General features: G+C 33.9%; 10 protein-coding genes. 4 read left to right on the top strand and 6 right to left on the bottom strand.

Annotated elements, in window-relative coordinates:
- Positions 1–262 precede the first annotated feature (262 nt).
- The 6 genes from rapA to ACFFU9_RS08915 form a co-directional block, all read right to left on the bottom strand.
- Positions 263–3,091, bottom strand: coding sequence for an RNA polymerase-associated protein RapA (gene rapA / locus ACFFU9_RS08940; RefSeq protein WP_379861069.1), 2,829 nt, complete (start codon positions 3,089–3,091; stop codon positions 263–265).
- Between the two features lie 1,029 nt (positions 3,092–4,120).
- Positions 4,121–4,492, bottom strand: a complete 372-nt coding sequence (locus tag ACFFU9_RS08935) for a hypothetical protein (RefSeq protein WP_379861068.1) — start codon at positions 4,490–4,492, stop codon at positions 4,121–4,123.
- A gap of 1,182 nt (positions 4,493–5,674) precedes the next feature.
- Complete coding sequence (locus ACFFU9_RS08930; RefSeq protein WP_379861067.1) at positions 5,675–5,938, bottom strand: hypothetical protein; 264 nt, start codon at positions 5,936–5,938, stop codon at positions 5,675–5,677.
- Positions 5,939–5,943: 5 nt separating this feature from the next.
- Complete coding sequence (locus ACFFU9_RS08925) at positions 5,944–6,831, bottom strand: zinc metalloprotease (RefSeq protein ID WP_379861066.1); 888 nt, start codon at positions 6,829–6,831, stop codon at positions 5,944–5,946.
- Positions 6,783–7,463, bottom strand: a complete 681-nt coding sequence (tssD, locus tag ACFFU9_RS08920; protein ID WP_379861065.1) for a type VI secretion system tube protein TssD — start codon at positions 7,461–7,463, stop codon at positions 6,783–6,785. Before tssD ends, ACFFU9_RS08925 begins: the two co-directional genes overlap by 49 nt.
- 376 nt (positions 7,464–7,839) lie before the next feature.
- Complete coding sequence (locus ACFFU9_RS08915) at positions 7,840–9,639, bottom strand: ATP-binding protein (protein WP_379861064.1); 1,800 nt, start codon at positions 9,637–9,639, stop codon at positions 7,840–7,842.
- 419 nt (positions 9,640–10,058) lie between these two features.
- Between ACFFU9_RS08915 and ACFFU9_RS08910 the strand changes: the two genes are divergently transcribed.
- From ACFFU9_RS08910 to ACFFU9_RS08895, 4 genes are all read left to right on the top strand, one after another.
- Positions 10,059–11,765 (top strand): potassium channel family protein, encoded by a 1,707-nt coding sequence (locus ACFFU9_RS08910; protein WP_379861063.1) that lies wholly within the window; start codon positions 10,059–10,061, stop codon positions 11,763–11,765.
- A 295-nt stretch (positions 11,766–12,060) separates the two neighbouring features.
- A complete protein-coding gene (locus tag ACFFU9_RS08905; RefSeq protein ID WP_379861062.1) occupies positions 12,061–13,377 on the top strand; it encodes a tyrosine-type recombinase/integrase in 1,317 nt (438 codons plus the stop codon).
- An 11-nt stretch (positions 13,378–13,388) separates the two neighbouring features.
- Complete coding sequence (locus tag ACFFU9_RS08900; RefSeq protein WP_379861061.1) at positions 13,389–13,733, top strand: hypothetical protein; 345 nt, start codon at positions 13,389–13,391, stop codon at positions 13,731–13,733.
- Between the two features lie 93 nt (positions 13,734–13,826).
- Positions 13,827–14,096 carry a hypothetical protein gene (locus ACFFU9_RS08895; protein WP_379861060.1) on the top strand — a complete coding sequence of 90 codons (270 nt, stop codon included), beginning with the start codon at positions 13,827–13,829 and terminating at the stop codon, positions 14,094–14,096.
- Positions 14,097–14,175 lie beyond the last annotated feature (79 nt).

Genomic DNA, 14,175 nt, shown 5'->3' with positions numbered 1-14,175 from the left:
TACATCGAATTGTTTTTTTTGATTATGGCCAGACGTTTGAGTTTTAAAAACAGGTATACTGGTACCATATGGTCTAAATACGTTTGTTTTTATTATTTAGATCATCATAGCCGATGTTTGTACTTGTTTTAGGTATTTTGTACACACTTAGTGTGTAACACTTTTAAATGGATGAGAAGTTTAGATATCGTAAAGTGTATGAGATATGGAAGATGTTAGTATTTGTAAACCTGTATGTTACCTGTGTGTTTTGGAGATACCATTAGGCTTTCTGAATAAGCTGTAGGGCATCTAAACGAATGCGGGCATTTTTTATTAAAATGGAGAGTGCTGCACGTTCTTCAGTTGCAATTTGAATTTCGTCTGTTCTAATATGTTTATTCTTTTTTTGCAAGCTGGTAAGCCGTTCTATTTCATGATTTAATGTGCGTTTCATGCGTTGGAGTCCTTTTGAAATTTCTTTTTCTCCTGTTTTTTTTGCAATTTCTGTAGCAGATGAAATCATGTTTGGCAATAGGACATCCACAAAGGCATCGTTTTCCAGTAAAGGATTTATGCTACCCGGTATTAAGTTTTTGTTCAACATTTCAACAGAATATAGGTCTGTAACTTCTTTTCTAGTGTGATCAACAATAACCCTTATAGGCGTGTCTGGAAGGAAGCGGTCTATGGCATTGCTTTTTTTGCTTGCTGTTTCTAAAACAAAGACCAGTTCTAAAAGTAATGCTGGGCGGCCGTTTTCCCGAAGCACACCACAGCTCGCACTACCAAGTGTTGAACTTAATACGGTGTCGATCGCTCCCGTTGCCATAGGATGGTCCCAACTTAAAAAACTCACATCGTCCCTACTAATGGCCCGCTTTCTATCGAATGTAACCTGTGTTCCTTCTCGCGGAATAGACGGGAATACTTCTGTGCTAAATGAAGAGGGGTGCAGTAAATAGGTTCGGGGAGCAAGATCTTCCATTTCTATATCAAAGTGTTGAAAAACTTTTGTTAGATAAAGTTCAAGTGTATGGTCTTTATCTTCCGTTTGAATTTGTTTAATCAGTTTTTTAGCTACTTTAGGTCGGAATGAATTCATCTCCATTAACCTATCGCGCCCTTCGGCTAAGTTTTTCTTAAGTTCTTTTTGATAATCGGCGGTTTCTAAAATTAGGCTTTCAAGTTCGCGTGTTGCAGTTTCAAATGAAGCTATTTTGGTAATTTTAAGTAAACGTTCACTAAAGTGCTTGGAAATGAGATTGCCACCTTCAAGGTTAGCGTTAAAGGCATTTAAACCCTCATGAAACCATCTTGTAATTAGGTGTTGTGGACTCCCAATAATATATGGAATATGAATATGGATGTCTTTTTCTTGTCCTATTCTGTCAAGTCGGCCTATGCGTTGTTCCAATAATTCTGGATGAAATGGCAAGTCGAATAAAATAAGGTGATGTGCAAATTGGAAATTGCGACCTTCACTTCCTATTTCCGAACTCAAGAGGATTTGAGCACTATCATGTTCTGCAAACCATGCAGCGTTCTTATCACGTTGTATTAGAGATAGGTCTTCATGAAAAACACTTACATTAAGGTTTATGGCTTTGCTAATGGCGGCTTCTAAAGCTAAAACTTTTTCTTTGGAGGAACATATAAGTAGGATTTTTGCAGGATATACCGCTGTCATTTTATTTAAAACCCATTCTACCCGAGGGTCTTTATCAAACCAAAAACGCTGCTCTTTTTCAGTTGCAGAAGTATTTAATAGTTCAAAAGAAAACTCATGTGTTACGCGTTCTATCCAGAGTTTATTGTTGTTTTTTGCCAGAATAGGCGCTAGATGTGCTATTCGTTTAGGAAATCCACTCATCGCTAATCGTGTGTTTCGAAATAAAACCCGGCCTGGGCCATGTTGATCGAGTAAATCTTCAATAAGGTGGTGCTTAATGGTATTGTCTTTAAGGTTTAACGCAGCCATTTTTTCTTTAGAAAAAATCGTTTCTAACCGTTTTATGGCTTTCGGCTTTAAGTCTTGTCCTTGTGATAATGCTTCAACGATATCTGCAATGTTTTTATGGCCTTCAGATTCATTCATAAAATCATTGTAATTACTATATCGCACAGGATCCAGCAGTCGAAGTCGTGCAAAATGACTTTCAGTTCCCAGTTGTTCTGGAGTAGCGGTAAGAAGCAGTAGTCCTTTTGTTGCTTGGCTTAATTGTTCTACGGCTCGGTATTCTGGGCTAACATGATTAATAGACCATTCTAGGTGGTGGGCTTCGTCTACAATAAGCATGTCCCAAGTGGCAGACACAGCTTGTTGTGTTCGTTTTTTTGAAGCTGCTAAAAAAGCCGTGCTACAGATAATGAGTTGATCGTCGAGAAAAGGATTGCCGTCTGGAGCACTATTTTCAAGAGCGGCGCAACGTGCTTCGTTGAAAATATTAAACCATAAATTGAATTTTCGCAAGACCTCCACAAACCACTGGTGCAAGAGCGATTCGGGAACAACGATGAGTACTCTAGATAAGCGTCCGTTTACCAATAAGCGATGTAAAATTAAGCAAGCCTCAATGGTTTTTCCAAGACCAACTTGATCCGATAGCAATACCCGAGGTGCAAATCGAGAACTGACCTCATGTGCAATATAAAGTTGATGCGGAATTAAATCTATTTTACCGCCAACAAATCCATGGACGGGCGATATGCTTCTTTTGTAATTGTGGTAAAGCGTTTCTCGGCGTAAAGCAAACAGTTCTGGTGTATCGACATCTCCTATAAAAAGCCGATCATCCACGCTATGGGTAATAGTCCCTCCGTAAAGCTCTGCTTCATGCCATTGGGTATTGTTCCCGTAGTATACATACAGCATGTTTTCAAGCTTAACGCGTTCAATTAGCATAGATTGCTCTTGCTTATCTACTATGGTGTCTCCTGGTTTGAAAACAGTTCGGCGTAATGGAGCACTTTCCATAGCGTATAGGCGTGTTTCGTCTGCCACAGGAAAATACATTTGGACCTTTCCTTTGGTAACGTCTGTTACGATGCCAATGCCTAGTTCGGGTTCTCCAGAACTCGTATATCTTTGATCAGGAAAAAAATCGCCCATATTTAATATTTTAAAATCTCGTTATTATTACAACGGCTAAGCTATTTCATTTTGATAAAAGAACGCACAGATTTATTGGTTATTCCAAGCCAATAGAGAGTTTATATGTGGATGATTTGAGTTTGTAAGTTAGCAAATACAAGCTATACATATAGAGCAAAAGGAAGTGTAGTAAAACATCACCTAAAAAATAATAATTTAAAACCATTTTGTGTATGCGATGTATAGATTTTATGGTTAAGTTTTATTTAGAAGGAGTATGTATATGTGTGTATTTAATGATAGGAGTTGTTCGTGCAAAACGCTACAATAATTTATGATTACGCTATTGCTCTAGCATGGATGTTTTTAAACGTCTAAAAAGTTAAAACATGGGCTTTTTTTAAAATAAACATGACCAGAATAGTAATTCCCGTACTGGTGTATATGGCTCCTTGCCAATAAAAAAGCCTTGTTACCCATTGAGACCATAGCTTTTTTCCATATTCTTTTTTGAAATGCCCACTAGTGAGCCTCCAAAAAAGAAAAGTGAATATTAAAAAAAGGGATATTGCTATAATCCAATTTTTTTCCATCTCTCGGTTTTTTAGTTTATATTTTTTAAAGTGATAGACCCTAAGTTGTATTCTTAAATATATAATAAATTATGATAAAGGCCTAAAAAATTATAGTTTAATTCATTATTTTCTATTGTGCTAAGGGTTTTGTACGTTATAAATGGCAAGGCTTTCATGTGTAATTAGTGGTGGCTTAAAAGTGTTTTCGTTATGTATGTACACAAAGGTTGAAGATGAGTGCGGGGCATTTACTTTAACTCCGTTTTTTGTTGGTATGGTGGTTTTTTTAATGTATGGAAAGGCTATCGGTTTTGAAATAACTTTTTAATAGCTCCATATTTTATGAAAGATTTGGGCAATGTGTGTCGTTATTATTATGCGCTTTCAAATATGGTCTAACTTTTTGGTGATATGTCCATTGGGTCGTTTTTAATAATATATTCTAAAGAGGAAAGGTTTTGTAGTATAAGCCTTAGCTTAAGCTTGGTTTTTTTACATATAAATATTTAAAGATGAAGTAACCAGTTCCTAAGATAGGAAAAATAATAAGTAATGCGAAAATTGGAAGCGCAGGATGCTGATAGTTAAAAAAATACAACTTAGGACTCAGTGCTATAGAACTTACTAAACTAGACTCTTTTCGGCGGTCTATAATCTCTAAAAGCTTAGAATGCGTTTCATTATAGAAGACTATAAATTGTCTTAACTTTGGGAAAAAATCACTTTCTTTAAAAACACCGTCTTTTTGTAAAATCTCATTACCTAAAATAAGTAAATATTTTAACTGTCTTGAATAATCATCAATTCTTTCGGCAGTATTCAATTGTGTTTTTTGGTTTACCATTAACAGTTGTATTGATTTGTCGTTTATAGTTTCATTATTTTATATCGGGAAAGTCTTCTTGTCTTAATTCTGATTTTTCATTTAACCCCCTGTAGACTTGCAAATAAAATCCGCATTATAAGTTAAGCTGCATTTTTAAGATTTAACTTTCTCAAAGTCAATTTCACTTTCTGTTTCAGAGTTTAGTAAGTTGCTATCTTTTTATTAGTTAATACTAAGCAGACACCTTTAGGACCTAGAAAATCACTAACTTTTTCTTCGTCACAGTTCATAACTAAAAATGGAATTAATACTATAATATAGTTCTCATAGCTCTATTATTTGCTTTGTAGCGTTTTATTTCCATTTCGGTAATCCATCACGTATTTCTTTTTGTTCAAAGGAAAAGAAAATTCATAAGAGTATGCGAGCAACTCCAGTTCATTTCTTTTATCAGCAGCTAAAATAATAAAACCTCCTCCTTTTTATTTAATACAAATTGGTTTTCCTTATTACTTGATATTCTGTCTTTAATAGTATCTGTTTCATACCTAAGAAAGAACAAGCTGATAATGGTTGTAATTATTAAATATTCAAGCTTCTAATTTTGAGCTTTTTTGATTATTAGAATGAAGTTTTGAAAACATTCTTAAAATTCATTATATGCGGTGTATGAGTATTGGCGTGGTTCATTACGGACAATTATAAATAGGTACTGGCCAGAGGAAAATGCGTAGGATTTTCCAAGTAGGCGAGAACAGGTCATCACCCATACACGCTGTTGGCAACTGGGCTGTATGTTAGTCATCTAAACTATCATATATTTGTCTGACAGTATAAGTTTTATTTAACGCTCCAGTAACACCATCAATTGTATAGAACTTAGTGTTTCTTTCATTATATGCTTCGTTGCCTTTCATTGAAACACTCCATTCTGGTTTTGAATTCGGAAATTCGTTTAAATCCGTTCTCAATAAATAAAAGGTATCTATTTTATATTTTTTAATATCTTTCTTAGCTATTTTTTTTACAATTTCTATAGCTTCTGCCCAACATATAGTGTAGCCTATTTCGTGGTTTATTACTTTCTCTATGTTGCCTTTATTATCGTAATAGGTTTCGTTATAAATTTTGTTGTCTCCATTATTATGCCTAAAGTGAACACTCTCAACTTTCCCGTTTTTATAGAACCCAATCCATTTACTAACGTTTAATTTTTTGTTGGTTTGTTATATAGCCATTACTTAAATTCCAGTATTGATTTTTAAAGTTTCTATTATCGATAAAGATAGTGTCCTTATTATTATATCTCTTTTTAAAATCAATAATATTGAGGGTTATATCATCTTTAGTAATTTTAAAAATAGAATCGTTGTAATTACAAATTGAACTATTCACTAAATAATCTTTTGGCACCGAATTACAGGAAAAGATAAGTAGTGCAATAAAAATATTTAATAATCGCATACTAATTATTTTAAAAATGAATATGTGTGAAGTTTGTTCCATTGCCATTTCCAAGTAAATTCTTTACTGTCTTTATAATCCATATAGTTGTTGGTTTTCTTTGCCTCAAAAGTATGCGTTGCCTTTGTGCTAAAGCTATGTTGCAATCCTAAAGCGTGCATTATTTCGTGCATTATGGCAGTAGGCAATAAGTTTCCTTTTTCATCAAGAACACCATAGGCGATACCTGTTCCTGTTGGTGAAAAGCCAGCAATAACATCAAAAGCTCCGCCATTTTCTCCCAATGCATCTGTGTTAAGGCAACTTCTATTGACTAAAAATAAGGAAAGAATAGATTTATTAATATTATGTTCCTTCTTAAGTGTTGCTACAAAAAGTTCTTTTTTGCTATTTTCTATATAATGGAATCTATCTGCTTTTTTAATAACTCCATTTGTTTTGAAATATTCTTTTTGAGATTCTAAATTAATGGTAGATGCCACAGCGTTTTTAATATTAATATCTATTAAGGCAGGGTTTAATCCTTTTTTTAATAAAGTTTCTAGTTTCGTTTTGTCTGCTTTGTTTTTTAAATCATCTTCGTCAATATTTTTACCTCTATATTCTCCTGAAATCTCAACAAAAAACCATTCTAAATCAATAGTTTTAGGTTTTGGATGAAAAACATTGAGTGCACCTACAGTTGTATTGTCTGCTTTTATGAGTAATTGAGCTGGTTTAGGGTTAGTATTATTGCAAGTAATCTGTATTTTGCTTACTCCTTTTAAATCTATTGGTGTAATTGTAAAATCTGCGTGCTTATCAAAAGCTATTTTAGAATATTCCTCTGCGCGACTTTTTTTACCTAATCTAACTCTAGTTCTACAGTTTGTCCTTTTCGGATGCTTAGCCAAGGTGGTAAATATTCATCATCTAAAATACGGGCTATCGGTTTGTATTCTTGACGTAATTTTTCAATATCCGATTTACAGATATGATTATAATTACTAGGGATTTTGTCAAAACCAAAGACACCATTTTTTATATCACTAATTTTTGCACTTATGTCAATTCTAAAAGGTTTTTTTTCTTTCTGTTCAGTTGCATGTACTGGAGTTTTGTGGGTTTGCTCTGTAATGGGTGTTATATGCCAACTTCTGTTTATTTTATACCCGTAGTCTTGTATGGCAGGCGATAGTATCATTTCTGCCGTCATGCTTTCATCGTTGGTTTTAAAGGTTTCTTTGTAATAAACAATAGAAGCGTCTTTAAATTCCCAAGTTTTTAAAACATCATCATTAGCATTATAAAAAACAATTTTACCATCATCAACAGGGTAGCCTAGCTTGTAGCGTTTATAATCAATAGTAGTCATGCGCTCTAAAAATGTGGCGTTTTCCACGAAGTCAAAAACAAATTTAAGTAAGCCCCCGCCGTTATAAAGTATTGGCATTCCACTATATGTATTAAATAGTTTGTTGTAGTTTGTTTCTACTGTTGTTGGGTTTATTATACGTCCTAAAAAATGCAATTCTGATTTTGCCATATTTTTTGTCGTTTGATTGAAGATTTTAGGCCTATACCCATTTTTGTTTCAAACTTATTATATTTCAAGACAGTATCCAATACAATTTCTGTTTTTTTACAGAAAAAACCTATAGTTTATATGAGTTTTTTATGACGCGTGTTGATGGGGCGATATAGAGGGTGTGTTTTTATTTGCGAAAGTGTTTCGTGAAAAACGGCCTTAAAGGGTGTGTCGTGCATGAGCAGTTCATGTGGTCGCTTGGTTATGCTTGTTTAAAAAGGCCTATTGGCTTTTTCGCTGTTATTTTAAAAAGTATGGCTGTTCAATAAATCAAGAAGACGCTTTTATAAAACTTGTAGGGCAGCCAATAAAATTATGGGGTTAAGGCTATAAGCTATAAGGTATTAGAAATTTTTTTTAGTTTAGCAAAAAGATGGTCAGGATTGAAGGGTTTAGGGAGGTAGTCGTTCATTTTTGCGTCAATGACGTTACGGTGAGATTTTTCATTTACGGAAGCGGTAAGTGCAATAATAAAAACGTTGGCTTTTCTAGGGTCTTTTAAGTTCCTAATATGGGATGTTGCGGTATAACCATCCATAATGGGCATGTGAAGATCTAATAATACAACATCAAAATCTTCTTTTTCGATGCAGCGTAAAGCACTTAATCCATCATCGACAATAGTAGGTGTTATGTTCCATTTTTTAAGGGTTTTATTAATAACCATCCTGTTTATGCTATTGTCTTCGGCTACTAGAATGCAAAGGCCCGCTAAATCATTTTGATCCTCTAGTATGGTTTTAGGCTTAGGCTGCTTAAGCATCAAGTAATCGAAATCAATATCGAAGCTAAATTTCGAACCTACATGTTCTTCGCTTGTAAAATTTATGTCACTGTTAAATAAGCCCAGTGTTTTTTTTACAATTTGTAAGCCCAGCCCCGTGCCCCCATAATTTCTGTTTGTATTTGCTGATGCTTGGATAAAGGGTTCGAAAACGACATGCCGTTTTTCTGGTGAAATACCGATTCCTGTATCTTCAATAGTGAATTGAACCTTAATACTGCTCTGAGATACGTTTATAACCTGCGCGCTAACGGATATACTGCCTTTTTCTGTAAACTTTATGGCATTGTTAATTAAGTTTAAAAGCACTTGTGTTATTCGGGTAGGGTCGCTAATGACCCACTTGTCATTTAAAACGGGGTCTATAAACAGTTTAAAATCGAGGCCTTTTTCAGTAGCCTTTAACTTACTGCTTGCATAGTTTCTGGTAATAAGTTCTGCAAGATCGAAGCTTATTTTTTCTAATTCAGTTTTGTTGGAGTCGAGTTTGTTAACGTCGAGCACATTGTTAACGAGTAGTAATAAATTTTCAGCTGAAAACTTAAGCATATCGAGATTGTCCTCTTGGTCTTTTCTCGGTGCTTCGGCTAATAAAACATTTGTTAATCCAATGACTCCATTTAAAGGGGTTCTTATCTCATGAGACATTGTAGAGAGAAATTCCATTCTGGAATTAGAAAGTTTTTCTACTTTAGAAAGGGTTTGATTTAGTTTTTCATTAAGCGAGCCCAATTCGTTTTTGGCGATTTGTAAACTCGTAATGTTTTTATTAAACGACCTGAAAAAATAAAATTGTAAAAAAGTAATTAAAAGAAAATTATAAAACGTGACAAACACGTAAATAGGTAGCGTAACTTGATGTGCGCTTCCGCCTAAAAAGAAGTAATTTTTGTTGTCGGCAATGGTAAACGCTAATACGGGTAGAATGTTTAGTGCCGAATAAAACCAGCCCCATTTAGAGCCATGAATGTAAAAACTAAGCACACAGGCGAACCATATATATTGTAAGGTTTCAATGTTTACATCTCTTACGTAAATGGATAAATTGGTCCATACTCCAAATGTAATTACCGCTAAAATACTATGAGAGATGACCTTCCATAAATTTGAATATAGCCCTAGTGCAATAAGCGATAAAGTGATAATGAAAACCGTAGATATTCTAATTAAATGAAATTGCAAGTCGGCCAAGGCATATGTAACGACCAATATGGAGCAGAATACAGTATAAAACACTAATATATAACCAAGCATTCTTATCCTTGCTTTATTAAGCGGATCAGGTTCTTGGTTTATCAATTTTATAAAAATATTGTCTATGTAATTCAAGAAACGTATTATAAATGCCATGGAAAAATTTCACAAAGTTACTTAAAAATGAATGATATAGGGCTTTAAAATTAAGTAAACCTTGAAAATTAAAGATTTCTATAATAGTATTATAAAAGGATTTAATTTAGAAAAAAGCTCTGTAAGGTTCTTGTAACTAAGTATGGAATTAAAGAATTTTGAGAAGCGTTTTTTATAAAAGCCATAGTATTTGAAACGTTTATTATAGACTCATTTTAAAAACGAGCCATGATACTAAATCCAATATCTGTACTAATTTGATGAATGGCTTTCTTTTTTTATGGAAAAGACACATTCTTGTTCTTTTAAAATAGTATAATTGACATCTTCTTCATAAAAATATAAAAAAGTTGAAGTAAATTGTATAGATTCATGGCTTAAATTGAGCTGTTGGTAATCCCTTTTTAAAAACATATAATATGAAATTTGTCGGTAGTCAGTTAGCCTATTATTTGAGTGACAGAGACTTTAAAGAAAACTCCAAGATTCTACTTAAGTACTTGGTCCTTTTAGGGGTTGTTATTATAATTTATTCTATCCTTTTTCACTTTATAATGGGGTTTGAAGGCCAAGACCACTCTTGGGTAACCGGCTTTTACTGGACGCTTACGGTTATGAGCACTCTGGGCTTTGGCGATATTACATTTGCATCCGATCTTGGTCGGGTTTTTAGTATCGTCGTATTGCTTTCTGGTATTTTTATGTTAATGATTGTTTTGCCATTTGCTTTTATCAGACATTTTTATGTTCCTCTTTTAGAATCTAAAAAGAAAAACAAGGTGCCGCGTCAGGTTTTGGCTAAAACAAAAGATCATATCTTAATATGCTCTTATGATATCATAGCGAGAGATCTCGTGGAACGTCTCGAACAAGAGAATACGCCTTATTATATGATTGAAAATGATCTTGAAAAAGCGATTAAAATTCATGACGATCAGGTTCCAGTATTATTTGGAGAATTGGATGACAAAGAAACCTTTATCCTTGCCAATATTAAGGAGGCGAAACTGGTTCTGGTCAATAGAAATGATATTGTAAATACCAAGATCATTCTCACTATAAGGGAAATTGCTCCCACGATACCTATTGTAGCTATAGCTGCCGACATACAGTCGGTCGATGTACAGCAACTTAGCGGTGCTAACCATGTGTTGCCGATAAAAAAATGGCTTGGTGAACAATTGGCCAATAGAGTAAACACACAATATGCAGAATCTCATGCCATAGGCCAATATGAAGATCTATTAATTGCAGAATTACCTATACACAACACGCCATTGGTTTCTAAACGTATCCGGGAGATAGATTTAAGACAAAAATTTGGGGTGAGTATTGTGGGTATTTGGGAGCGAGGAAGATTGCAGCCTATAAAAGGTGATGAAGTACTTACGCATGATAGCGTTCTGGTTATTATTGGAAATAAAGAACAGCTCCATAATATTGATGAGCTTTTCCATGATTACAATGTAAACCCCAACCCTGTACTTTTAATAGGAGCAGGTAAAGTAGGATTGGCGGCAGCAGAATCTTTACATAAAAATGGTGTTTTAGTGAATGTGGTCGATAAGGATCGAGAGGTATGCAGGAAAGTAAGGCCTTTTTGCAACCAGGTATTTTTCGGTGATGCCTCAGACTACCAGCTTCTAAAAAAAGCAGGAATTTTAGAGGCCCCTTCGGTATTGCTTTCTACCCACGACGATACCATGAATATTTATCTCGCCTCCTATTGCCGTCAATTGAACAAAGATGTAAGAATTGTGAGCCGTATATCGGAAGCTCGAAATATTGATATTATGCAAAAAGCTGGCGCCGATTTTGTATTGAGCTACTCTACATTAGGTTCTGAAGCAGTTTTGTCTATTTCAAAAGGTCAAGAATTAACCGTTCTTGGCGAAGGTTTTACTTTGTTTATTATCCCAATACCAAAATCGTTAGAAGGAAAGACTCTTGCAGAATCCGATATAGGAGCTAAAACAGGGCTATCTGTTATTGCTATAAAAGAAGACTCTAAAGTGGTTACATTATTGTCGGCAAATACCGTGCTTCCTCATGGTGCCGAAATCGTCATGCTTGGAAATATCGAAATGAAACATAAATTCAATAAGATATATGTGAATATCGCTTAATGAATGTTTTATGATTATAATGCTAAAAAGGCCTGTAAATCAGTTGATTTACAGGCCTTTTTTAGTGTGTGCTATCTTGTACTCAAGGTGGGAACTGAAACTACTCTTTTGTGTTAAATACAACACCTCAACAAACATCGTGATAACTCAATAAAATCAATGAAATCACTATTAATAAAGGATTTGTAAAGATTTAATGCGATTGAATAGAATCTAAACAAATGCAAAAATGGTTGTCAAACGGTTGTCAAAATGTTTTAAATGATTATATTTGAATGTTCAAAAAATATTAATCATGGCAACGGCAAAATTTAGATTACTCACCAAAAGCAACAACGCCCCTATTTATTTAGGACTTTCAATAAAAAGAGGTTTAACACCAAGAGTCAAAACAGGGCTTTTTATTAACCCGAGCGAATGGAGCACCTCAACTGGACTACCTAAACAAAATTATAATTCAAACAAAAACCTATCCACCGACCTACTGGATTTAAAAAACTATATTCTTAAAAAATATAACGATGCAAGTAAAAACGGTGTTGAGGTTGGCACACCATGGTTAAAACACAATATTGATGTTTTTTTTAATCGAGCGAATGAAACGAACCAAAGCGAACTTTTAACCGATGCAATACAAAGCATCATTGATGAAGCCCCAACACGCAAAAACGCAAAGGGCGGGATAGGCTTGTCAAAGAGTAGGGAAAACGGTTTGGTATCCTTAAAAAATATTATACAGGAGTTTCAGGAAAACAAAAAGTTCAAGGTTAAAGATGTTAATGTTAATTTCGGAAAAGATTTTTTAAAGTTCCTACTTAATACAAAGAAGTACCAAAAGAGTACAGCCCTTAAAAAATTAGCAGATTTAAAAACGGTTTGCAACGATGCATCACTCAATGGCATTGAAACGAATATCCAATACAAGAAAATTAATAGTACAAAGCCCAATAATGAAAATATACTTTATTTAAGCCCTCAAGAACTTCAAGCAATAGAGCAGGCTAATTTACTAAATGAAGCCCACCAAAACGCCCGAAAATGGCTTTTATTAGGTTGTAACATAGGGCAACGAGGGGGGGGCTTGTTAGAACTAAACGAAAATAATTTTGTAATGCGTAACGGCTACGAGGTTATAGAATTGAAACAACAAAAAACTAACAAAAATGTAACTATCCCAGTTCTAGAAACAACCAAAGAAATTATTAAAAGTGGTTTGCCTTATAAAATATCTATTCAAAAATTCAACGAGCATATAAAAGAGGTTTGCAGAATTGCAGAACTTAATGAAATGACAAAAGGCAGTAAAATAACTGTTACCAAAAAAGGCAAAGGCAACACGGAAAAACGCAAAATAAACGGTACATACCCAAAGTGGCAGTTAATGAGTTCGCACGTTTGCAGGCGTTCCTTTGCATCCAATTTATACGGAATACTGCCTACGCCCTTAATAATGCAAATAACCGCCCACAGTTCAGAAAAAATGCTTTTGAACTACATAGGCAAGAACACCCTTGACTATGCCCAGCAAATTGCAGACTTCTACACGTTACAGGCAATGAAAGAGAAAAAAGAATCTAAACTAACAATTGTTAAAAACGCATCAAACCAATAAAACAAAATATTATGAAATTAAAAGACCATGAAAAAATAAATAGTTTAAATCTTAGAATAGAATCCCTTAGCATTATGCAAAATGATTATCTAAACTCTATTTTATTTATTAATGAACTTTGTCAAAAAATAGACAAGGCTTTTGATGCAGGAGCAGGCATCCACGACGAAGCAAAAATAAAGCAAATTTCGAATGAACTAATTAAGGAAGCTCATAATTATTATAGAACACCAAAAGAGGTTGCAGATATTACTTTAAGTGTTTCGTATGTTTCCAAGGGATTACATAAAAAGTTAAAAAAAATTGTTAATCCTAATTTACCGAAACCGTATGAACTATTAAAAAAAATAGAATAAACTACACTACACTAAACTACACTAAAACCCTTTTAAGAATCTTTAAGAGGGTTTTGTATATTTACCAAGGCAACGCATAAAAAAAATGTTCAAATGTTCAATAAAATTGATTTAGAAATAATAAACAGACTTGTTAAGTTAAAAATAGAAGATTTAAATACGTTCAAAAGAATCCGTTACGGAATAGACAATAAACAAACTACAAAGGTTTCTTATGAAACAAATGAGATTGCTAATTATTTAAATAATGGTAGTTTTGACCTTGTTTTTATGCGTGCATACTTGAGTACTCTTAAAAAAGAAATCATTGAGTGTAATATCAAAATCATTGAGTTTAGACCACTCCCATCCGAAAGTTTTTAAATATTAGCTAAAACTACTTGTTAAGCCCTATTAACAGGGATTTATTTTGACTCTATCAAGAAAATAAGTCTGTTTTAAA

Origin of the sequence: Mariniflexile ostreae (assembly GCF_042427585.1) — a bacterium.
Lineage (GTDB): Bacteria > Bacteroidota > Bacteroidia > Flavobacteriales > Flavobacteriaceae > Pseudalgibacter > Pseudalgibacter ostreae.
This window is presented reverse-complemented; position numbering and strand designations above follow the sequence as displayed.